At 42.7% G+C, this 22436-nt stretch carries 14 protein-coding genes; 9 read left to right on the top strand and 5 right to left on the bottom strand.

Translation table 11 applies throughout. From position 1 onward, the window contains the following. Positions 1–53 precede the first annotated feature (53 nt). The 3 genes from DBR40_RS02780 to DBR40_RS02770 form a co-directional block, all read right to left on the bottom strand. Complete coding sequence (locus tag DBR40_RS02780; RefSeq protein ID WP_124558287.1) at positions 54–1469, bottom strand: glycoside hydrolase family 28 protein; 1416 nt, start codon at positions 1467–1469, stop codon at positions 54–56. Positions 1470–1525: 56 nt separating this feature from the next. Beyond that, on the bottom strand, positions 1526–3154 hold the full coding sequence (locus DBR40_RS02775) for a sodium/sugar symporter (RefSeq protein WP_124558286.1): 1629 nt from the start codon (positions 3152–3154) through the stop codon (positions 1526–1528). A 123-nt stretch (positions 3155–3277) separates the two neighbouring features. Further along, positions 3278–4285 carry a LacI family DNA-binding transcriptional regulator gene (locus DBR40_RS02770; protein ID WP_124558285.1) on the bottom strand — a complete coding sequence of 336 codons (1008 nt, stop codon included), beginning with the start codon at positions 4283–4285 and terminating at the stop codon, positions 3278–3280. 483 nt (positions 4286–4768) lie between these two features. Between DBR40_RS02770 and DBR40_RS02765 the strand changes: the two genes are divergently transcribed. From DBR40_RS02765 to DBR40_RS02725, 9 genes are all read left to right on the top strand, one after another. Continuing rightward, entirely contained in the window at positions 4769–5656 is an 888-nt protein-coding gene (locus DBR40_RS02765) for an inositol oxygenase family protein (protein ID WP_124558284.1), read from the top strand. A gap of 62 nt (positions 5657–5718) precedes the next feature. Next, positions 5719–8757 carry a SusC/RagA family TonB-linked outer membrane protein gene (locus tag DBR40_RS02760; RefSeq protein ID WP_124558283.1) on the top strand — a complete coding sequence of 1013 codons (3039 nt, stop codon included), beginning with the start codon at positions 5719–5721 and terminating at the stop codon, positions 8755–8757. Between the two features lie 18 nt (positions 8758–8775). Then, the gene (locus DBR40_RS02755) at positions 8776–10449 is read left to right on the top strand and encodes a RagB/SusD family nutrient uptake outer membrane protein (protein ID WP_124558282.1); all 1674 of its coding nucleotides are present in this window, start codon (positions 8776–8778) and stop codon (positions 10447–10449) included. Between the two features lie 117 nt (positions 10450–10566). Next, the gene (locus DBR40_RS02750) at positions 10567–11547 is read left to right on the top strand and encodes a purple acid phosphatase family protein (protein WP_124558281.1); all 981 of its coding nucleotides are present in this window, start codon (positions 10567–10569) and stop codon (positions 11545–11547) included. Between the two features lie 28 nt (positions 11548–11575). Continuing rightward, positions 11576–12808, top strand: a complete 1233-nt coding sequence (locus DBR40_RS02745; protein WP_124558280.1) for an acyltransferase family protein — start codon at positions 11576–11578, stop codon at positions 12806–12808. Between the two features lies 1 nt (position 12809). Beyond that, positions 12810–15017, top strand: coding sequence for an alpha-N-acetylglucosaminidase (locus tag DBR40_RS02740; RefSeq protein ID WP_124558279.1), 2208 nt, complete (start codon positions 12810–12812; stop codon positions 15015–15017). 15 nt (positions 15018–15032) lie between these two features. Further along, positions 15033–16550 (top strand): glycoside hydrolase family 28 protein, encoded by a 1518-nt coding sequence (locus DBR40_RS02735; RefSeq protein ID WP_124558278.1) that lies wholly within the window; start codon positions 15033–15035, stop codon positions 16548–16550. A gap of 15 nt (positions 16551–16565) precedes the next feature. Next, positions 16566–18857 (top strand): GH92 family glycosyl hydrolase, encoded by a 2292-nt coding sequence (locus DBR40_RS02730; protein ID WP_233603779.1) that lies wholly within the window; start codon positions 16566–16568, stop codon positions 18855–18857. Between the two features lie 466 nt (positions 18858–19323). After that, positions 19324–19773, top strand: coding sequence for an SRPBCC family protein (locus tag DBR40_RS02725; protein WP_124558277.1), 450 nt, complete (start codon positions 19324–19326; stop codon positions 19771–19773). A gap of 116 nt (positions 19774–19889) precedes the next feature. Here the strand turns inward: DBR40_RS02725 and DBR40_RS02720 are convergent, their stop codons facing one another. Both DBR40_RS02720 and DBR40_RS02715 read right to left on the bottom strand, forming a co-directional pair. After that, positions 19890–20969 (bottom strand): Gfo/Idh/MocA family protein, encoded by a 1080-nt coding sequence (locus DBR40_RS02720; RefSeq protein WP_124558276.1) that lies wholly within the window; start codon positions 20967–20969, stop codon positions 19890–19892. Between the two features lie 9 nt (positions 20970–20978). Continuing rightward, the gene (locus DBR40_RS02715; protein WP_124558275.1) at positions 20979–22433 is read right to left on the bottom strand and encodes a Gfo/Idh/MocA family protein; all 1455 of its coding nucleotides are present in this window, start codon (positions 22431–22433) and stop codon (positions 20979–20981) included. Between the last annotated feature and the right edge of the window lie 3 nt (positions 22434–22436).

Genomic DNA, 22436 nt, shown 5'->3' with positions numbered 1-22436 from the left:
AAGCGTTTAAGTAAATCTGCGCCTCATTTGTCACTTTTTCTTTACGAAAGCAATTACTGTGCATTTTTATTTTCATGGAAATTCACCACCCGGATGTCTGCTGTATTTTTCTGTTCGATAGCTTTACCCGCATAAGCAGGTTTATTTGCACCCCAGATTACCGCACTGTTCATTAAACTTACATACCCGGTGTTTTCGAAGTAAAAGCCAGCAATTGAACTTTTTACCAGCCCCTCTACATTGCTCGGCCGGCGATCGTACACCCCGCCAGTTTCTTTAGTGGTTTTATTCAGGAGCACACTTACCTGATCGAAATAAATATTCGAAATCTTATTCCTGCTTTCGCCGCTAATGTACACGCCACTTTCGCCAGTACAACGGATATTGCTGAAATAAATATTGGTAACAGCCCCTACCTTGCCTTTGGTTTGCCCCTTTGGTAAACGCCAGCCGGCATCTTTGTTATTGGCGGTAGCACGCGGGTAGGCAGTAATGTAAATCGGCTCTGCTTTACCCCACCAAACATCAGTAAAAAGCCTCGATTCGACCAGGATATTCGAGAAAACCACATCACTCACGGTTCCTTCATCGCGGTTTTGGATACCCAGCCCCCTGTTACTGTTGCGGATATTGCAGTTATTAATGAGTACATGGCTAATGCGGTCCATATTTTCAGAGCCTATTTTAATGGCACAGGAACTCGAAGTCATGGTGCAATTGCTAATCACAATATTTTCGCAGGCGCCATATTCTTCATATTCGCGGCGGTTTTTAAGGCAAATGCAATCATCGCCCGATTCGATATAACAGTTATTGATCCTCACATTTTTACTGTGGTCTAAATCAATGCCATCACTGTTTCTTATTTTAATGCTGTTTAGCAGGGTAATATTCGAAATGGAAACATCGTTGCAACCTACCAGATGCACTGTCCAATAGGCAGAATTTTGAAAAGTAACCCCATCAATATTCAGTTTTTTACAGTCGATTAAAGTGAGCAGGTGCGGGCGCGGATCTACAACGTTAAAAGGTTTCAATACATAAGAATCGCTTAGCTCTTCGCCCATAAAAGAAATTCCGTTGCCATCAATTACACCACTGCCGGTAATGCTTACCTGCTCCAGTTTTTCGCCACCTATCCAAATGGTTCCTTCGCCTTTATTTTCGCGGAAAGCACTTTTGGTGTACAGGCTTTCATCGGGGCTTGCTAAAATTTTCGCGCCGCCTTCTACCCGTAGCTCAACAAAGGATTTTAAATCGAACGGGCCACTTAAAAACACATGGCCTGCGGGTACAACTACCTGCCCGCCACCTGCAGCATTACAGGTATTAATTGCCTTTTGAATGGCAATGGCATCATTTGTTTTTCCATCGCCAACAGCTCCAAACTTTTTAATGTTATAGGTTTGTTGTGCAACTACCCTAATCGAAAACAGCAGGGCAAGCGCAATGAATACTTTAATTTTCATTATTGTTGAATTGATTCTTACTTAATAAAACTACCGCCGATTGGTATTGTATCTGTTTACCAGAATACAATGTACAGCGCGGCCAGAATACCACAGATAATTACCGAGCATACTGCAAATGCAGGGCTAACCTTAAACATAGTGCGGTCTATTTCCAGCCCTTGTTCATTGTCTTTGCTTTTTGGATCGGTGAGTGTTACCACAACCATCAGTAAAATAACGATAACGAAAACCCACGACATCCGGTTAAGGAAAGGTATGTTACCGATTAATCCATTGCTAATTGTAGGTAGAAACTTAAAGAAAATGGACAAGGGGATGGTTACCATAGCGGCGGCAAGCGCAGCGCGCGAGGTTGTTCTTTTCCAGAAAAAGCCCAATAGGAAAATGGCAAATATTCCCGGCGAAATAAAACCAACATACTCTTGTATAAACTGATAAACCTGATCGAAACTTCTTAAAGCTGGCGCCACCACAATGGCAATAAGCGAGGCCAATACCACAGACCAGCGACCTACGGCAACCAACCTGCGTTCTGACGCTTCGGGTTTGATGTATTTTTTATAAATATCGAGTGTAAAAATGGTGGCAATACTATTCGATTTTCCGGCCAGGGAAGCCACAATAGCCGCCGTTAAGGCCGCAAAGGCCAGACCTTTTATGCCTGCAGGCAACAAATTCATCAATACCGGATAGGCATGATCGGGCTTCACTACCCCCGCAGCATCGAGCATTTCGGCTTGAAAATAGCCTCGTTGATACAGTACAAAGGCTGCAATACCCGGAATAACCACAATTACCGGTATCAGTAATTTTAGAAAGGCTGCAAAGATTAATCCGTTCCTGCCTGTTTTTAAATCGGCACCCAAGGCACGCTGTACAATGTATTGGTTACAACCCCAATAGTTCAGGTTATTGATCCAAAGACCACCAATCAGCACGGCAATGCCAGGCAGCTCGTTATAAAACTTATCACCTTTCGAAAAAATCATGTGGAAATGGTCTGATGCTTCGCTTTTTAAAAGTGGAAGCGCGCCCAGTACGGTATGCGTATCGAGCTTCTCTGCAACCAGTTTCAATGCCATGTAACAGGTAATCAATCCGCCAATAACCAGCACAAACACCTGGATTACATCGGTATAACCAATCACTTTCATGCCGCCCAGGGTAATAATGGCCGAAAAAATAGCCAGAAATACAATACAGGTATTAAACGAGATGCCGGTAATGGTTTCAATAGCAATAGCACCCAGAAAGAAAATAGAAGTTAAGTTTACAAACACATACACCAGCAACCAAAAAACAGCCATTAAAGTACTTACGGTATTGTTATAACGCCTGGAGAGAAACTGCGGCATGGTGTAAATCTTGTTCTTCAAATAAATGGGCAGAAAATACACCGCTACAATAATCAGCGTAGCGGCAGCCATCCACTCGTAACTGGCAATGGCCAGCCCCATGGCAAAACCCGAACCCGACATGCCAATAAAGTGCTCTGCAGAAATATTAGAAGCGATAATGGATGCCCCAATGGCCCACCAGGTTAGCGAACCTTCGGCCAAAAAGTAATCTTTGGTATCGGTTTGTTTCTTTTTTTTACTACGATAAACCCAATAGCCATAAGCAGATACGATAATAAAGTAGATAAAAAATACGATGCAATCGAGCACAGAAAGGTGGTTCATAAAAGGGATGATTATATTTGGTTTTTTTTTAAAATTCAGAAAAAATCCCCAAGGTTAAAGCCTTAAAGCTTTTATTTAATTACGTAAACGTTTTCGGATATACCGCCCAAAAACAGGTAATCATTAACCTTCTGTTGATGCCCGTTTAATCAGTACAGATTTAAGCACAATATCTTTATCATCGCCAATACCCCTTTTATTTAAAACCTTAAACAGGCATTTTGCAGCCTCATTTCCGATTTCGAATGCAGGTTGTGTAATGGTGGTTAACGAAGGATTAAGCAGTTTAGCCGAGCTCATATTGCAAAAGCTCAGTATTTTAACATCCTGAGGAATTTGCAACTGCAAGTCCACGCAAGCCGAATAGGCCGGTATAATAAATTCTTCTATTGAAGAGAAAAGACCATCCGGTGCATGTTGCTTAAACAATGTGCTGATGTTTTGCAGGTTGGTTTCTTCATCTTCGCTATAATGCACCACCAATTCCTCACTTACCATTAAACCATGTGCCTGCAAGGCATCGCAATAGCCTGAAAACCTGGCCCTGCCTGCCGGAAGTTTTTCGAGCCCGTACAAGTAAGCGATTTTCGAACAGCCGCGTTCAATCAGGTGTTCGGTAGCCGTGTACGAGATCTGGTAATCATCGGTAGTTACCTTAAAAGTATCGAGTTCTTCGTAAACGCGGTCGAAAAACACCATTGGTATCTTATTTACCAGGTTTTTATAATACTCATTGTTGTATTCATTGCTCGATACCGATGTTAAAATCCCGTCTACCCTGCCGTTAAGCAGGCTGTTGGTAAACGACATTTCCATTTCGGTGTCTTCGTGGGTTTGGTAAATGAGCACATGGTAGCCATATTGCCTGGCTATTTCTTCAATCCCTTTAATGGCCAGAGAGAAAAAGTTATTGGCTACACAGGGAATAATAACTGCAATGGTTTTGGTTTTGTTACTCCTGAGGTTACTTGCCGCAGGGTTTGGTGTATAGTTCAGTTCTTTTGCAAGTGTCCACACCCTGTTCTTTGTTTTTAAGCTAATCTCATAGCTATCATTCAGCGCCTTCGAAACCGTGGCAATAGAGATATTCAACTCCTGCGCAAGCCTTTTGATATTAACCTCTCCCGACATCTTTAAATCCTTAAGTATTGTTAGTTTTTGTTTGATTTATCGACAACCACACAGCCAATCCTCCGGTCTTTTATACCATCCGTCATTCCATTCCTGATGTTAGGTTTAGCGATCTGGATAAAAAAGGAAAAGCCTAAATGCACCAGGTTAAACTTGATGCATTTCTTATAAAGGGTAAACTATCTGGTTATCAATTACGGATGAAAGGTTACATGTAACAAATCCAATCCGCTTATACGAAAATACAAAATAATCGTAACAACAACGGTTATTTAACACATCTATTTCGCTAAAAGCTGTAATAACCGAGCAGCTACCCGAAATTAAATTAAACAACTGTATATCAACAAATAACAAACCAAAAATAAAAATTTACGTAATCGTTTAAGTAAATAAAATTGGCCAAACGTAAAAGTTTAAGTTTTCAAAAACTCAACTTTATACAACCAAAGCATATTATTTAACCAAATCATTTCTAGTCTTATGAGCAACGAAAACACACTTTCGAAGGACAATCAGAATCCATTGAAAAATCTTGACCAATGGGAAGAGGATATCTTAATCCGCTACCCGGATCCGACAAGTATTAATGCGGATAAAAAAGAAGAACAGTTCAGAAATTACGAAGAAACAGAGAAAGATGGCGTAAAGGAATTTTACAAATTAAACCATACCTACCAAACCTACGATTTTGTTCAGCAGAAAAAAGCTGAATACTTGAAATTCGATAAAGAAGAAATGCCCGTTTGGAGTGCTTTTGATTTCCTGAATAAACTGGTTGATGATTCTGACCCTGATACCGATCTGGACCAGATGCAACATCTTTTACAAACATCGGAAGCGATCCGCAATGATGGCCACCCCGATTGGATGGTACTGGTTGGCCTGATACACGACATGGGAAAAGTGCTCTGCCTTTACGGAGAACCACAATGGGCAGTAGTAGGCGATACCTTTCCGGTTGGCTGTGCCTATTCAGATAAAATCGTATATCCCGAATTCTTTAAGCTTAATCCTGATATTAATAATCCAGAATATCAAACCAAATTGGGCGTATATACCCAAAACTGCGGTTTGGATAACGTACACATGTCGTGGGGGCACGATGAATATGTGTACCACATGATGAAACCCTACATTCCAGAGGCGGGTTTGTACATGCTCAGGTACCACTCTTTTTATGCCCAGCACCGCGAAAACGCTTACGATCATTTGATGAGCGAAAAAGACCACGAGCTGTTTAAATGGGTAAGACTTTTTAATCCATACGACCTCTACTCGAAAAACCCCAACCAAAAAAGCTGGGCAGAACTAAAACCTTATTACGAAGCTCTTGTGGCTAAATATCTTCCTACCAGCATTAAGTTTTAAAAAACCAAATATTAATATACCAAACTAACAAACCAAATTATGAACCTAATGCTACAAGAATCATGAAATCAAAATTCAAAAGCTTAAATTATGGCTGCATTATTTTGCTCTTTCTGCTTATCAGCCAATCGTTCAACGTTGCCTTTGCGCAAACTGAACGAAAAATTACAGGAAACTTATTGGATAATGCCAATATGCCTATAATAGGGGCCTCCGTTTCGGTTAAAGGAACCAATAAGGTTACCGTTACCGGCGACAATGGCGCATTTAGTATTACCGCAAAAACGGGCGACAAACTTGTTTTTACCTTTATGGGTTACGAGCCAAAAGAACTTACCATAGGTACGGGTTCTAACTACAAAGTAACCATTAGCGAAGCCAATACCTCACTTACAGATGTTGTTGTGGTAGGCTACGGAAAAGGTTCGCGCAAGGGCCTATCGAGTGCCATTACTTCGGTAAAACCCGAAGAATTAAATAAAGGCGCAATTGCAGATGTTGGCCAGTTGCTACAAGGTAAAGTTCCGGGTCTGAACATTAGCGCCAGTGGCGACCCAAACAAACCTGCGGCAGTAATTTTACGTGGTGCATCTACCATTAACAGTCCGGGAGCACCCTTTTACGTAATTGATGGTATCCCCGGAGCCGATATTGCAGCGATAGCGCCTGCCGATATTGCATCAATCGATGTGTTAAAAGATGCTGCAGCAACTGCTATTTATGGTAACCGTGCGGCTAGTGGTGTAATCATAGTAACCACTAAACGTGGTAAATCGGGCAAGCCACAGTTAAACTACAGTGGCTATGTAGCTGCTGAAAAAGTAAGTAATCAGCTCGATTTAATGGATGCCGATCAATTAAGAACTTACCTTACTGCCAACAAGGTAGCATTTTCGCCAAATGATGATAAAGGCGAAAATGTAAACTGGATGAAAGCCATTGAGCGTTCTACTGCTTATTCGCAAAACCACAACCTTTCCTTTAGCGGAGGTACCGATCACAGCAACTACAGCGCCAGCTTAAACTATTTTAATAAAGAGGGTATTTTATCTAAAAGTTCATTAAACCGTATTATTGGCCGGTTAAACATCGATCAGTATGCCTTTAACGATAAAGTAAAATTCAGTTTAAACCTGTCTAACTCAAGTAGCAAATCTATTAACGAACCATTACAAAACATTGTATTGCTACAGGCCGCAAAACGCTTACCTGTTTCTCCAATTTTCAATGCAGATGGAACTTACTTCGAAAACCTGAATAACACAGGTTACTTTAATCCTTTGGCTATTGCCGATAATGCACAGGACGAAACAAAATACAACGTTTTAATTGGCGGCTTTAATACGGAAGTTAAACTGCCTTTCGGTTTTACCTACAACATTAACCTTTCTTATCAAAAAACAACTGCTAACCATGGCGAGTTCTACAGCAGTTATTTTGGAAAATACCCAACATCGAACTTTTATAACAATCCCGATCCAGGTATTGGCATTGCACACACCCTTATTGGTGGTGTATTTGGCACCAACGGATCGGCTTTAAGAAGCACCTTCGAAAACACCAATAAAATATTAGAAACCTTCTTAACCTGGGATAAGAAAATTGGCGATCACACCTTAAATGCTGTTCTGGGCTATAGCTATCAGGATAATATTGTTGGTGATGGTTTTCAAACTTCAAGTACAAATTTCCCAACTGATTTTGTTGGCTTCCAAAACCTTACTTTGGGTAATCCCTATGCCATTCCGTCTTACCGCATTAATTTAGGAAACGACCTAACCTATGCAAGAATTTTGTCAATCTCCGATTTTTTCAGGTTAAACTATAACTACAAGGGTAGATATCTTTTACAAGGTTCAATCAGACGTGACGGAAGCTCAGCCTTTGGTAAAAATAACCAATGGGGCTATTTCCCATCCGTTGGTTTAGCCTGGAGAGTAAGCGAAGAAGGTTTTATGAAAGGACAATCTTTCGTTAGTGATTTAAAAATCCGTGCCAGTTATGGCGTTACCGGGAACTCATCGGGTATAGGTGCCTATTATGGACAGTTAATTTATGGCATTAGTGGTACTTACTACAATAATGGCGTTCAGGCAGCAGCCTATGCACCAATACAAGGTTCAAACCCCGATTTGAAGTGGGAAAGAACATCAACCAAAAACCTTGGTGTTGATTTTGGATTCTTAAACAACAAAATTACAGGTAGTGTAGATGTGTATGATAAAAACACAAATGGCATGCTTTTCAAATACGGTGTACCACCTGCACTTGTTCCCGGTGGCCAATTGTATGCAAACGGTGGTAGCATCAACAATAAAGGTATCGAAGTAAGCTTAAATGTATCGCCGGTTACTACCAAAAGTTTCTCTTGGTTAAGCACCATTAACATGGCTTACAACAAAAACAAAATTACCAGCTTACAAGGCCCAATCTCCAATGCCGATTCTATTCGTTACTCAGATCCTGAAGGACCGGGACAAACCAATGCAACTTTACAAATCCTGAAAGTGGGTTACCCGCTTGGCCAGTTTTTCACGCTAAAATATGCAGGTAAAGATGCCAGTGGTAATTCATTGTTTTATAAGCGCGATGGTTCTACAACAACCACTCCGGGCATTGGAACCGATTATTTTTACCTGGGCAATGCACAGCCAAAAGTGTTAATGGGCTGGAGCAACACCTTCAAGTATAAAGAATTAGAGCTGAACATCTTTTTAAGGGGAACCTTTGGCAATAAAATATTTAACGCCACCAAAGCAGATTTATCTTACACTGCAGGTGCAGCAGTGAATAACATACTAAACAGCGCTGCCGATGATAAAGTAACGGATACCAGAAACTCGTTCTACTCAGATCGTTATATCGAAAATGGTTCTTATGTGCGTTTGGATAATGCAACTTTAGGCTACAATTTTAAAAACCCGGTTAAGTATGTAAATAATGTTAGGGTTTATTTATCAACCAATAACTTATTTACCATTACAGGGTACAAGGGAATTGATCCTGAGATTAATCAAGGCGGTGCTGCCCCGGGTATAGATTATAACAACTTCTACCCGAAAACCCGTACGTTTTTACTCGGTCTTAACGCATCATTTTAAAATACAAATTTTAAGGACATGAAAAAGATATTATTTGGAATATTATTTGCACTTACCGGGGCATTAATATTCACCTCCTGCCAAAAAATTGAGGTACCTGTTACTTCAGAACTTACACCAGAAACCTATCCCCAAACAGCAGCACAGTTAACATCGGCATCGGGGGCGGTATATATCAATTTAAGGAGCGATTATGCCACCACCTATTTCTTTTTACAAAGCTGCTCAACAGACGAATCGGTGCTGCCCATCTTTGCTTCCGATTGGATTGACGGGAATAAGTACCTCGAATTACATCGCCACACCTGGACAAAAGATAATGCCTGGGTTGCAGCAGGCTGGTCGTACCTAACCAACATTATTGGTACCGCCAATCAAACCATTTCAATTATTAGCCAATCAGCGCCAGCGGGTGCAGCAAAAAGCACCAACATTGCAGAATTAAAAACCATGCGCGCCCTGTCGTACTTTATGATGATGGATTTATATGGTAATGTTCCCTTAGATACGCTATATGGTGCTACAGCATTGAAAACAAATTCGCCCAGGGCACAGGTTTTCAGCTATATTGAAAGTGAGCTTAAAGCGGCTATCCCTTATTTAAAATCCACTTCTGGTATGGCAACATATGGTTTACCAACCAAATACCTGGCTTATTCTATATTGGCAAAAATGTACCTGAATGCAGCTGTATATACCGGCACAGCGCGTTACGATGACTGTATAGCTGCCTGCGACCAAATGATCAGCTCGGGTTTATATGCTATAGAACCCATGTCTACCTATTTGCAAATGTTTTATCCCACCAACGGGCCAACGCAAAAGGAGTTTATTTTTGCCATTCCGTTTGATGCGGCAACCAGCTCGGGTAACATGTTTTTGGCCCGTTACGATTTAAACCGGAACCTGGGCATCCGCTATGCGTACTCAGGCTCTACAGCTGGCTCATTTACCAACCCGGTTATGAACCAAAGCAGTGGTAATGGGCTGGCTAACAACAAACCAAGTGGACCAAGAATGACCACAACCGAGTTTTATGCCAATTTTAATGATGCGAACGATATCAGAAATAAACAATGGCTTACCGGTCCGCAATACTGGCCAGATGGAAGTCCGATTATGGTGAGCACCACGAATTTAGGTTACGATCAGTTTTACACCGGAGGTACACCAGCCGGAACGTTAACTTATGCATTAAATTTAACTCCGTTAAGTAGTTCGCGTTTAGGCGCAGGTTCTTACGATTTGGGCAAGGATGAAATTGCATGGAATACCGGTTACAGGAACATTAAATTTTTACCCGATTACACCAACCCAACTAACCGTAACCAAAACAACGACATGCCTTTGTTCCGTTACTCAGATATTATATTAATGAAAGCTGAGGCCATTTTCAGAGGCGGCACGCCAACATTAGGTGCCACGGCATTGGGTTTGGTAAACAGTGTAAGGAGCAACCGTACCACATCTGCACCGCTTGGCGCCTTAACTTTAGATATCTTGTATAACGAGCGTTCAAAAGAGTTTACCTGGGAAACCTGGCACCGCAACGATATGATCAGATTTGGAAAATTCGAGAACACCTACGGTTTATCGAAAACCAATACCGATACTTATCGCCGTATATTCCCGATTCCGAGTACAGCTATTGCTACCAACAATACCCTGGTACAAAATCCCGGATATAACTAACTGGCGGTTTAAACATGATTGGGAATTTCTCTGGCTTTTAGCCTTGAGAAATTCCCATTTTTCTTCTTTTCATTTAAGCCAATGGCCTCCCGTTTTTCATTTCCTAAACTTATTTTCATGGCTAAAAATTTACTACTATTCCTTTCCCTATTTACCTGTGGAACATTGCAGGCACAGGTTTTGGTTAAATCGCCATCAGAAACTCCTCTGTTAAGCAAAAATTTAACCAAAGAAACCGCTGCCTTAAACTTTATCGCCATGGGTGATTGGGGCCGGAATGGGGCCGACCATCAAAAACAGGTTGCCAAACAAATGGGCATTACCGCAAGCGAAGTAAAAGCTAATTTCATCATTTCTACAGGCGATAATTTTTATCCAAGTGGTGTAATCAGTGCTCAGGATCCCTCTTTCAAATATTCTTTTGAAGATATTTATACCGATTTTTCGTTACAATGGGACTGGTATCCGGTGCTGGGTAACCACGATTATAAATCGAACCCTGATGCACAGGTAGACTATTCAAAAATTAGCCGCAGGTGGAAAATGCCCGCACGTTACTATGCTAAAAAACTGCCCATCAATGGCGACCTCAATAACCAGGTGCTCATTGCTTTTATTGATACCAACCCACTCATACCCGAATTTTACAGCAATGCCGAATATGGCCCCAATGTAAAGGGACAGGATACAACAGCCCAAAAACGCTGGCTGGTCAAAACACTGGCCGATAGCGACCCAGCAATTAAATGGAAAATTGTAGTGGGCCACCACCCCATTTACACCGGGGGCAGCCGTACCGATGCTTACGATACCAAAGCCGTTAGGAATTCGTTAAAACCAACCTTTGAAAAATATGGTGTAGATGTGTATCTTACAGGTCACGAACACAGCCTGCAGTACATTAAACCAGCTGGAAAAACTCATTATTTCATTTCTGGTGCCGCTTCCGAAAAAACGCCTGTAAAACTCATTACAGATGCCGAAATGGTAGCCTCCGATTATGGATTCATGTTGTTTTCGGTTACCAGCAGCCAGTTGCGTGTACAGGCCATTAACGACCAGGGAGAGATTATTTATAACACCTTGATTAAAAAATAAAAAAACCAACCAATCAATCAGCTGCACAATGGATCATAATACCAGTACCACACCTGTAACAGCGCAACCTGCAGCCAAGCCCAAACGGCTCCTTTCGCTCGATGCCTTAAGGGGTTTTGATATGTTCTGGATAGTGAGTGGCGAAGGAATTTTCCATGGACTGGCCAACGGGATCAAAGAAAACCATGCACTGGTACAAAATCATGATGACTGGACCATAGCCACCAACCCAAACCTTTCGGTGTTTGAGCGTATACTGGTTGGCATCAGTAACCAGCTGCACCATTCGCCCTGGAATGGCTTTACCTTTTACGATCTTATTTTCCCACTATTCATCTTCATTTCTGGCGTATCTATTCCCTTTTCGTACCAGAAATATTTTAACGATAAAAAGAATGGAAGTGCTGCTTCGGGTAGTATTTATTTTGCACTGATTAAAAGAACGCTGATTTTAATTTTACTGGGTGCAGTGGTTAACGGCATGCTGCAGTGGAAAGGTTACGAAAATATCCGTTTCGCCAGTGTGCTTGGCCGCATTGGTTTGGCTACCTGTTTTGCTGCCTTAATTTACCTCAACACTTCACTAAAAAAACAGGTAATCTGGTTTGTGTCCATCCTTATTGGCTATTACCTCATTATGCGATTTATACCTGTTCCTGGTTTCGGCAGTGGCGTACTCAGCCGCGAAGGTAACCTTGCGGCCTACCTCGATCGCTTGTTCCTACCGGGCAAACTTCACCGTATTGTTTACGATCCCGAAGGTTTGCTCAGCACCATTCCTGCTATTTGCTCGGCCATGCTGGGCATATTTACAGGAACATTTATGCAGCATAAGGCGGTAGCTCCAAATCCAGCTAAAAAAGTATTATATTTAATTGCTTCTGGTACTGCACTCCTGGTTATTGCACTAGCCGGCAGTTTCTTTTTCCCCATTAACAAAACCATGTGGACCAGTACTTTCGTACTCTTTGCAGGAGGCTGGAGTATTTTGCTGTTTGCAGTTTTCTATTTCCTCATCGACGTGCTGGCCTGGCAAAAATGGAGCATGCCCATGGTTTGGATGGGTACCAACTCGATATTAATTTATGTTTGCGCCCACGGCTTATTCAATTTCGAATCTACTTCAAGCTTCCTATTTGGCGGGATAATTAATACCATACCAACCGCATGGCAGCAAGCAGGAGTTTGGACGGGTGTGTTAGTTGTACAATTGTTTGGCTTAAAGTTCCTCTTCGATAAAAAGTGGTTCCTGAAAATTTGATATGAAATTAAAAATATTACTCTCGGCACTGCTTGTGCTGTTTGCCGGCAATCTATGGTCGCAGGCTTATCTTGCTTCGTCTAATCAACTTATTAAACGGATTTTACCCAAACGGTATCAGTCTTTTGTTACTGAAAGTATGCCTAGCCTAAATGGCAGGGATATTTTTGAAATTGAAAGCAAAAACAATCAAATTGTTTTAAGAGGAAGCAGTGGTGTTGCCCTTGCCTCTGCGTTTTACCATTACCTCACCGAATATGCACATTGCCAGATTACATGGAATGGCACCAATTTAAAATTACCTGCTACCCTACCCACTGTAAGAGGAAAAATAAAGAAAGAAACGCCCTACGATTACCGTTATTATTTAAACTATTGCACCTTTAATTACAGCATGAGCTGGTGGGACTGGCCACGCTGGGAGAAAGAGATAGATTGGATGGCACTACACGGAATTAACATGCCGCTTGCCATAACCGGCGAAGAGTACACCTGGTACCTGTTATATAAAGAGATGGGCTTTACAAATGAAGAACTCAAAGGATTTTTTACAGGCCCGGCTTATTTTTCGTGGTTTTGGATGGGCAATATAGATGGCTGGGGTGGCCCGCTCCCGGTAGCATGGATGAAAAGCCACTTCGAGCTGCAAAAGAAAATTCTGGCCAGGCAACGGTCGCTTGGGATGAAACCTGTATTGCCTGCCTTTACAGGACACGTACCTGCTGCCTTCAAAAATAAATTCCCCCAGGCAAAGCTTAAGGCCACCAACTGGACCAATGGATTTGCCGATACCTATATTCTCGATTCAGAAGATCCTATGTTTGCGCAGATTGGCAAAAAGTTTCTTCAGAAACAAACTGAATTGCTGGGCACCGATCACCTTTACTCGGCCGATACATTTAATGAGAATGAGCCACCATCTGCCGACCCCGCATATTTAGGTAACCTCAGTGCCCGAATTTACGACGGCATGTCGGCTGCCGATCCAAAAGCCATTTGGGTAATGCAGGGATGGCTTTTTTACAGCGACCGGAAGTTTTGGAAAGAAGCACAAACCGAAGCGCTTTTAAATGCAGTGCCGAACGATAAGATGATTTTGCTCGATCTGGCTACCGAAATAGAACCAGTTTGGAAACGCACCAAAGGTTTTTATGGCAAACCCTGGATCTGGAACATGCTGCATAATTTTGGCGGAAACACCAACTTGTTTGGCAGGATGGATGTAGTGGCAACTGCTCCGGCCGAAGCGCTTAACAACCCGCAAAGTGGCAAAATGAAAGGCATTGGCCTGAGTATGGAAGGCATAGAACAAAACCCCGTGCTTTACGAACTAATGATGGATAATGTTTGGCAAACCAAGCCCATTGAACTGAACAGCTGGTTACCCAAATTTGTACGTAACCGCTATGGAAAAAGCAATGTAAATGCGCTAAAAGGATGGGAAATATTACGGAAAACCGTGTACAACGTTCCGGCCGATAAATACATTAGAGATGGTGCCGAATCGATTATTCAGGCCCGCCCTACTTTCGATTCGTTAACCCGCTGGGCAAAAACCACCTTAAACTACCGGGAGCACGATCTGCTTCTGGCCTGGGATGAGTTTGTAAAAGCCGCACCACTTTGCAAAACCAGCGATGGCTTTCAATACGACCTGGTTGATGTTACCAGACAGGTAATGGCCAACTATGCTTTGCCTATACAGAGAAAAATCGTTGCTGCCTATCGCCAAAAAGACCTCGGTAAATTTAAAACAGAAAGCCAGCATTTTATAGCGCTTATTGATGATATGGACCGGCTTTTGGCCACCAGAAAAGATTTTATGCTTGGCCCCTGGGTAAGTACTGCAAGGCAATGGGGGCAAACACCCGCTGAAAAAGCATTATATGAAATGAACGCCAAAGACCTGATTACCCTTTGGGGTGATGCCAAAAACCCCTTAAACGAATATGCCTGCAGGCAATGGAGCGGCTTGTTAAGTGATTTTTATAAACCCAGGTGGCAGCTTTTCTTTACCCGCGCAGCGCAGTCGCTAAACCAGCAAACTGATTTTAATACCAACCTGTTTAAAGAAGAAGTAAGCAACTGGGAATGGAAATGGGTAAACCAGAGAAAAGACTACCCAACCCAAACCATTGGCAATCCTGTTACTGTAGCACTCCAAATGTATCAGAAATACCGCAAAACCATAGGCATAGTACACCCGTAATTTAATTTAGATTTTATGAGAGCCCTTACTTTCTCCGTCGTTTGTTTGCTGTATAGCACCCTGGTTAATGCACAAACCAAAACCTATAACATTGTTGATTTTGGCGCGAAACCAGGGCTTGAAAAGCTAAATACCAAAGCCATACAAAGTGCTATTGATGCTGCCGGCAAATCGGGTGGCCGGGTAATAGTGCCACAGGGGCAGTTTGTTACCGGTCCTATCCAGCTAAAATCGACGGTTGAACTTTACCTCAACAAGGGTGCCGAATTACTGGGCAGTACCAACCGGCTCGATTATGGCAAAGAAGCGGCACAAGCACTTATTTCATCCAGCAACCAACACTCCATTACCATAAACGGAAAAGGCACCATTAATGGCAGGGGCCGCGAAGTGGTTAAAAGTTTATTGCAGCTCTTGCACAATGGCACCCTGAACGACGAAACCTGGGTAGTTAAACGACCTTCTGAATACAACAGGCCCAGGTTAATTGCCTTTAGCAATTGTGAAGATATTACCGTAAAAAACGTTAAGATTAAAAACAGCGCCGGTTGGGTGCAAGACTTTGCCAGCTGCAATAAAGTAACGATAGACAGTGTAATCGTAGAAAGTACCGAATACTGGAACAATGATGGGATCGATATTGTAAACAGCAAAAACGTAAGCATTACCAATTGCAATATTGATGCTGCCGATGATGGCATTTGCCTTAAATCGGAAGGCCGCCCCGGAACCTGCGAGAACATTTATGTAGCCAATTGCACCATCCGCTCAAGCGCAAGTGGTTTTAAGATTGGTACAGGCTCTTATGGAGGTTTCAGAAACATAAAAGTTAGAAATATAACCGTTTACAATACCTATCGCTCTGCAATAGCGCTCGAAGCAGTAGATGGTGGATTTATAGATGGGGTAGACATAGCGGGCGTGGTAGCAAAATACACCGGAAATGCCATCTTTATCCGCCTTGGCCACAGAAATAAAGATGCGCAGTATAGCTCGGTAAAAAATATCCGTATTGCAGATTTGAAAGCTGATATTCCAAATGCCAAACCAGATGCCGGATACCCCATTGAAGGGCCACTGCCTAAAACACCGCCTCATAATTTATTGCCCGCAGTTATTGTGGGTATTCCAGGGCATCATATCGAAAATGTAAGTCTCGAAAATATTGACATTACCTACGGTGGCGGTGCCGCCAAAGCCATTGCCTATATTCCTATTGATCAATTGGATCAGGTAACCGAAAATGAAACTGGTTATCCCGAATTTAGTATGTTTGGCGAATTGCCATCCTGGGGTTTTTATGTACGCCACGCAAAAGGCATTTCCTTTAAAAACATCAAATTGAATTATAAGGATACAGATTTTAGGCCATCCATTATTTTTGATGATGTGAGTAGCATCAATTTAGCTGACCTGGAAATTGAAAAAACAGAAAACCCCAACGTTATCATTTTGAAAAAAACGGGGCAGGTATCGATTAAAAATATTAAACTGCCTGCCGACCAGAAAGAGGCGATAAAAACACTCCCCTGATTTACCTTTACCCATATGAAAATTGCAATGCCATTTATTCTGTTGAGCCACAACACCCCTACCCGAAAAAAACCTGTTACTTTTTTTACCGGCATTTCATTGCTTCTCGTACTCGCTTGCACCAATGCCTTTGCGCAGCAACAGCCTTTAATTAAATATGTACAACCATTTTCGGGTACATCGGCCAGTACAACACTGGCCAGCCAACATATAGAAGATAAAACCGAAAGACTGGCCAACACCATACCTGCTGTTGCACCACCTTTTAGCATGACACAGTGGACCCCACAAACCCAGCTTTCGGAAAAAAAATGCCTTGCCCCCTATTATTACAACAACAAGAAATTTTACGGTATCAGGGCTAGTCATTGGATAAGCGGTTCGTGTACGCAAGATTATGGCAGTTTTACCATCATGCCCATTTCGGGCAAACTTAAAACCAACCCCAATGCTTACGCTACCGATTATACGCATGCAGGCGAAGTAGCTACACCAGCTTATTATAAGGCCATTTTACCTGGCTATAATTTGTTAACTGAGCATACTGCCACATTGCGATGCGGTGTTATCAAAGTTACGGCACAAAAAACCGATAGCGTTTACCTGTTAATTACGCCAAACAGCGATCAGGGAAAAGGTTACATCAAAATTGACCAGCAAAAAGGCGAAATATCGGGCTATAACCCGGTTCACCGCATTTATCAGGGCTGGGGCGAGCCTGCTGGTTTTAACGGTTATTTTTTTATCCGCATTAAAAAAACGTTTAAAACAAGTGGCGTATTTAGCGCTGAAAGCAGATCAGCAAACCAATCTATCGAAAACCAAAAAGACCTGGGTGCCTATCTGGGCTTTAAACTGCAAAAAGGCGAAACGATTACCATTTACTCAGGAACCTCTTTTACCAGCATTGAGGCGGCAAAGCTTAACCTCGAAACAGAAATTAATATCGCCAGTTTTGAAACCGTTGTGGCCAAAACAAGCCGGGCATGGGAACAATCGCTTGGCCAGATTAAAATTAACGATACCAACGAAAAAAAGAAAAGGATTTTCTACACCGCACTTTACCATGCCCAGCAACACCCACGGTTGTTTAACGATGTGGATGGAGGATACCCTCAATTTGCAGGCAATTATGTTCGTAAAGTAATCGCAAAAGGCAACTATTACGATGACTTTTCGATGTGGGATATTTACCGCGCCCAATTGCCCCTAACAGAACTTTTACAGCCAGACCTGGCCAACGATTTTGCAAATGCTTTAGTTCTAAAAGGGCAGCAAGGTGGTTGGTTACCCATATTTCCCTGCTGGAACAGTTATACCGCAGCCATGATTGGCGATCATAGCACTGCTTTTTTAGCCTCGGCCTATAACAAAGGCATTCGCGGCTATGATGTAAATGAAGCCTACCGCTTAATGCGGCAAAACGCATTCCGAATGCCCGATTCGGCCGATTACCTTAATGGCAAAGGCCGCCGTGGCATTAACAGTTACCTGAAATATGGCTATATCCCAATGGAAGATAGTATCCCCAATGCTTTTCATAAAAAAGAACAGGTAAGCAGAACCCTCGAGTACGCTTACGATGATTATGCTTTGGCAACGATAGCAAAAGACCTGGGGAAAAAAGATGATTATAAAAAACTAATGGAAAGGGCTTCGAATTATAAAAATGTGTTCGATACACAGGTAGGAATGGCAAGAGGAAGATTTGAAAACGGCAGCTGGTACAGCCCCTTCCATGCCGATCATCGCGAACCTTATATTACCGAAGGCACACCAAGGCAATACACTTTTTATGTACCGCATGATATGCCCGGCCTTATTAAGCTAATGGGTGGAGAAAAGCAACTGGAAAACGAACTTGATTCGCTTTTTGATAAAAAGGAATACTGGCATGGGAACGAGCCCGGCCATCAGATCCCGTTTTTATACAATTATACCGCAGCCCCACGCAAAACACAAAAACAGGTTACCCGCATACTCGAAGAGGAATATGGTGATGGACCGGGTGGCCTGAGTGGCAATGATGATGCAGGGCAGATGTCGGCCTGGTATATATTTGCTTCCCTCGGTTTTTACCCGGTCGATCCCGTTTCAGGTGTTTATCAAATTACCAGCCCGGCGTTTAAGCAAACGGGCATTACTTTTAAAACCGGTAAAACACTGCTGATTAAAACCATTAAAAAAACCAGCAAGGCAAACTACATTGCCCGCATTACCCTAAATGGAAAAACTTTAAATAAGAACCAGATTACACATCAGCAGCTAACAAAAGGTGGCCAGCTGATTTTTTACATGAGTGAGTAACGTTAGCCCGCCTTAATAAAGAAATAGCAAAAGCCTGTTAACCGATAGGCTTTTGCTGTTTAGTACATTTACCTTTTCAATAAAAGGGGCAATTTTCCAGCAAATCGGCCAAAATATGCCGATTTTTCTTTACCATTTGGTTACCTAAAAAGTAGCGTAAAGCCACATTTTGGGTAAGCGCTAAACCTTACTATCCCCACGCCGTCTGCAACTTGGTAGTAACAGGCTGTAAGCTTAAGGTTGTAACGCCCGGCAGTAGTAAATTTAGATCAGGCTTATGCAATTGGGAAAATGAACAAAACAGTCTTAAATTACCCATAAAATTGTCGCATACTACCACACTTAAAACCGGTTTTTCGTGCCACCTTTGTTAAGTCCTTTAGCAACAAGGGGCAGTGGAGCAGCAACCATAAAAAAACGGGCGAACCGAAAAGCCATATGAGTAGAGAACACAAAAAATAATGTTATGTCAACCAATAAAGTTTCATTGCACAGGGTAATCAAAGCATCACCTGAAAAGATTTACAGGGCCTTTACCGAAGCCTTAGCCATTGCATCGTGGTTACCACCTTACGGTTTTCTTTGCACAGTACGCAACATGGATGTAAAGGTAGGCGGTACTTTTAAAATGTCGTTCCATAATTTCACCACTGGTAATGGCCACTCTTTTGGCGGCGAATACCTGGAGGTTAAACCCAACGAGTTTTTAAAATACACCGATAAATTCGATGATCCGAATTTGCCGGGTGTAATGACAACTTCTATCTGGCTGGAAAAAACAATGGTAGGTACCGACCTTAAGGTTTTGCAGGAAGGTATTCCGGAGGTAATCCCTGCCGAAATGTGTTACCTGGGCTGGCAGGAATCTCTTGAGAAATTAATTAAACTGGTAGAGCCTAATATTCCGGATGCTTAATCTTTGCGATGATCGTCATTTCGACTGGAGGCGACCGGTTTTTCACCGGTGGCGGAATGGAGAAATCTTAATAGATTTCTCGGCTACGTTGCACTCCGCTCGAGATGACGATTAGCTTACAACCGCACCATCTCACCAGTTTTAACCGATTCATCGCAGGCAAATGCGATTTTTAAACTGTTAACAGCATCTTCGGTTGGCCGGGTCAGGTCTATGTTTTCCTGTATGGCTTTTAAAAAGAAACGCTGTTCGCGGTTGCACAATTCCTGGTGGTTGGGTTCATCGCTGAGATCGATCCATTCATCTGCTTTTGCAAATTCATCTGCCTCATTTAAGTCGGCATGATGCACCTTTATCGATTCGGTTTTAGTATGGGCATCAATGTTATCAGAATTGCCCGCAGCAGCTGCAGCTTTTGCCACAATAGATACCGAACCTTTCGGGCCAAAAACATCTTTAATAAAAAAGGCATTATCACTTACCATTGGTCCCCAACCCGCTTCGTACCAACCAATAGAGCCATCTTCGAAACGGATTTGTAGCTGGCCATAATTGTAGTTCCATTCCGGAATTTCATCGGTTAACCTTGCGCCAATGGCGCTCACCTGCACAGGCTTCGATCCCGTCATCTGGCACATTACATCGATATAATGCACGGCGCAGTCTACAATCGGGCTCAGGCTCTTCATCAGGTTACGGTGCACCGTCCATTTTGGCCCCTGGCTTTGCTGGTTTAAATTCATGCGCATTACCAGTGGTTTACCCATATCCTGCGATAGTTCGATAAATTTCTCCCAGGAAGGATGGTAGCGTAAAATATACCCCACCAGTAATTTCTTACCTGCCTTTTTAGCGGCTTCGGCCACGCGCTGCGCATCTTCAACCGTATCGGCAAGTGGTTTTTCGATAAATACATGGCAACCGCTTTCAAACGATTTTACGGCATATGCTTCGTGTGTATCAGGATAAGTTGAAATGCATACTGCATCAGGGCGGGTAGCAGATAAAGCTTCGTAAAAATCGCTGAACAGCGGATAGCCTCCGCCCAGTTTTTCATTCAATACGTTTTTACTGTTGCCTATAGAAACTAATCCGCAGATTTCGAAGCCATCTAAAATGTGATAAGCCATGGCATGGGATGCTCCCATATTGCCACAGCCTACCACTAATACGCTTAAATTTTTCTTTTTTAACATTGGTTCAGGTTATACCCCAAGGCTCCAGCCTTTTCGGTATTCGCGTTTTACAAACTGGTTTACTTCATCAAAGTTGGTTACTTTCATGTTCTGTTTATCCCAAAGCATTTTAATATCCCTGCCGGGAAAGGTAAAGCCCTTACCATCGGCTTTAGGGCGCTTTACATCTATGCCTCTAATGGCCAGATTGGCAATTAAAAGGGTTTCGGTAAGCGGGCCCGCTATTTCGAAAGGCGAGCTCAGCTCTATTTTACCATAACCGGCAATAGCAGCTTCGGCCCACTGCGTATAGTGCCCATCCACATCACCCGGTACACGGGTAGCTTTAGGTTTGGTACGGTCGCTTGCATTTTTCGTTAATGGCAATAATCTTGGGTTAGCGCCATAAGTATCGCAAATCATTTTACCCCTTGTACCAATAAATAAAGTGCCATTATCGCCAAATGATTCGTTCGGCAGCATCTCTTCCGGACGTTCGGGTTTAATACCGCCATCCATCCAGTGCATCTGCAAATTACCTTTTGTTTTTTTGGTCTTATCAAAAGTCATAATCACATGGCTCGAAGGCGGACAGCTTTCGGGGAAATACCCGCGTTTAAACTCATCTACATATACACTGCCAACGCTACATTCTACACTGGTTGGGGTATCGAGTTCGAGTATCCTAAAAGGTGGTTCTACCAAATGGCAGCCCATATCGCCTATGGCACCTGTACCGTAATCCCACCAGCCACGCCAGTTAAATGGAACCAGTTTTTCTACATAAGGTTTAAATGGGGCACTGCCCAACCACAAATCCCAATCCAGTTCGGCAGGGATGTTGCCTCCTGTAGCTGGCCACGAAATACCCTGCGGCCAAACCGGACGGTCGGTCCAGCAATATACCGTATGTACTTTACCAATCAAGCCGGCATCCAACCAGTCTTTGAGTTTACGTACACCCTCTCCTGAGGCACCCTGATTACCCATTTGTGTTACCACCTGGTATTTCTTAGCTGCTTCTGTAAGCATTCTGGCTTCGTAAATATCGTGGGTTAATGGTTTTTGTACATATACGTGCTTACCCAACTGCATGGCCGCCATAGCTTGCATGGCATGGTTATGATCGGGTGTTGAAATGACTACGCCATCAATATTTTTGGATTCTTTATCCAGCATCTGGCGATAATCTTTGTAATATTTGGCTTTAGGGAAACGTTTTACCGAATTGGCGGCACGTCTGTCGTCCACATCGCATAAAAAAGCGATATCGGATCTGCCCCCTTTAAATACGCCTGTTAAATCGCTTTCACCTTTACCGCCTACTCCAATACCCGCAACCTGCAGCCTATCGCTCGGTGCCAGGTAACCTTTTCCCAATACATGGCGTGGTACAATCATAAAACCAGCTGCCGCAAGGGCAGTGGTTTTAATAAAATTTCTTCTTGAATTATCGGCAGCTGAATCTTTTATTTCTTCAGTCATAAA

It is taken from the genome of Pedobacter sp. KBW01, assembly GCF_003852395.1.
Lineage (GTDB): Bacteria > Bacteroidota > Bacteroidia > Sphingobacteriales > Sphingobacteriaceae > Pedobacter.
This window is presented reverse-complemented; position numbering and strand designations above follow the sequence as displayed.

What these genes read in the sequence shown, in the direction of transcription:
- DBR40_RS02780 (WP_124558287.1), bottom strand. Translation starts at nt 1,469, where the DNA reads ATGAAAATTAAAGTATTCATTGCGCTTGCCCTGCTGTTTTCGATTAGG.
- DBR40_RS02775 (WP_124558286.1), bottom strand. Translation starts at nt 3,154, where the DNA reads ATGAACCACCTTTCTGTGCTCGATTGCATCGTATTTTTTATCTACTTT.
- DBR40_RS02770 (WP_124558285.1), bottom strand. Translation starts at nt 4,285, where the DNA reads ATGTCGGGAGAGGTTAATATCAAAAGGCTTGCGCAGGAGTTGAATATC.
- DBR40_RS02765 (WP_124558284.1), top strand. Translation starts at nt 4,769, where the DNA reads ATGAGCAACGAAAACACACTTTCGAAGGACAATCAGAATCCATTGAAA.
- DBR40_RS02760 (WP_124558283.1), top strand. Translation starts at nt 5,719, where the DNA reads ATGAAATCAAAATTCAAAAGCTTAAATTATGGCTGCATTATTTTGCTC.
- DBR40_RS02755 (WP_124558282.1), top strand. Translation starts at nt 8,776, where the DNA reads ATGAAAAAGATATTATTTGGAATATTATTTGCACTTACCGGGGCATTA.
- DBR40_RS02750 (WP_124558281.1), top strand. Translation starts at nt 10,567, where the DNA reads ATGGCTAAAAATTTACTACTATTCCTTTCCCTATTTACCTGTGGAACA.
- DBR40_RS02745 (WP_124558280.1), top strand. Translation starts at nt 11,576, where the DNA reads ATGGATCATAATACCAGTACCACACCTGTAACAGCGCAACCTGCAGCC.
- DBR40_RS02740 (WP_124558279.1), top strand. Translation starts at nt 12,810, where the DNA reads ATGAAATTAAAAATATTACTCTCGGCACTGCTTGTGCTGTTTGCCGGC.
- DBR40_RS02735 (WP_124558278.1), top strand. Translation starts at nt 15,033, where the DNA reads ATGAGAGCCCTTACTTTCTCCGTCGTTTGTTTGCTGTATAGCACCCTG.
- DBR40_RS02730 (WP_233603779.1), top strand. Translation starts at nt 16,566, where the DNA reads ATGAAAATTGCAATGCCATTTATTCTGTTGAGCCACAACACCCCTACC.
- DBR40_RS02725 (WP_124558277.1), top strand. Translation starts at nt 19,324, where the DNA reads ATGTCAACCAATAAAGTTTCATTGCACAGGGTAATCAAAGCATCACCT.
- DBR40_RS02720 (WP_124558276.1), bottom strand. Translation starts at nt 20,969, where the DNA reads ATGTTAAAAAAGAAAAATTTAAGCGTATTAGTGGTAGGCTGTGGCAAT.
- DBR40_RS02715 (WP_124558275.1), bottom strand. Translation starts at nt 22,433, where the DNA reads ATGACTGAAGAAATAAAAGATTCAGCTGCCGATAATTCAAGAAGAAAT.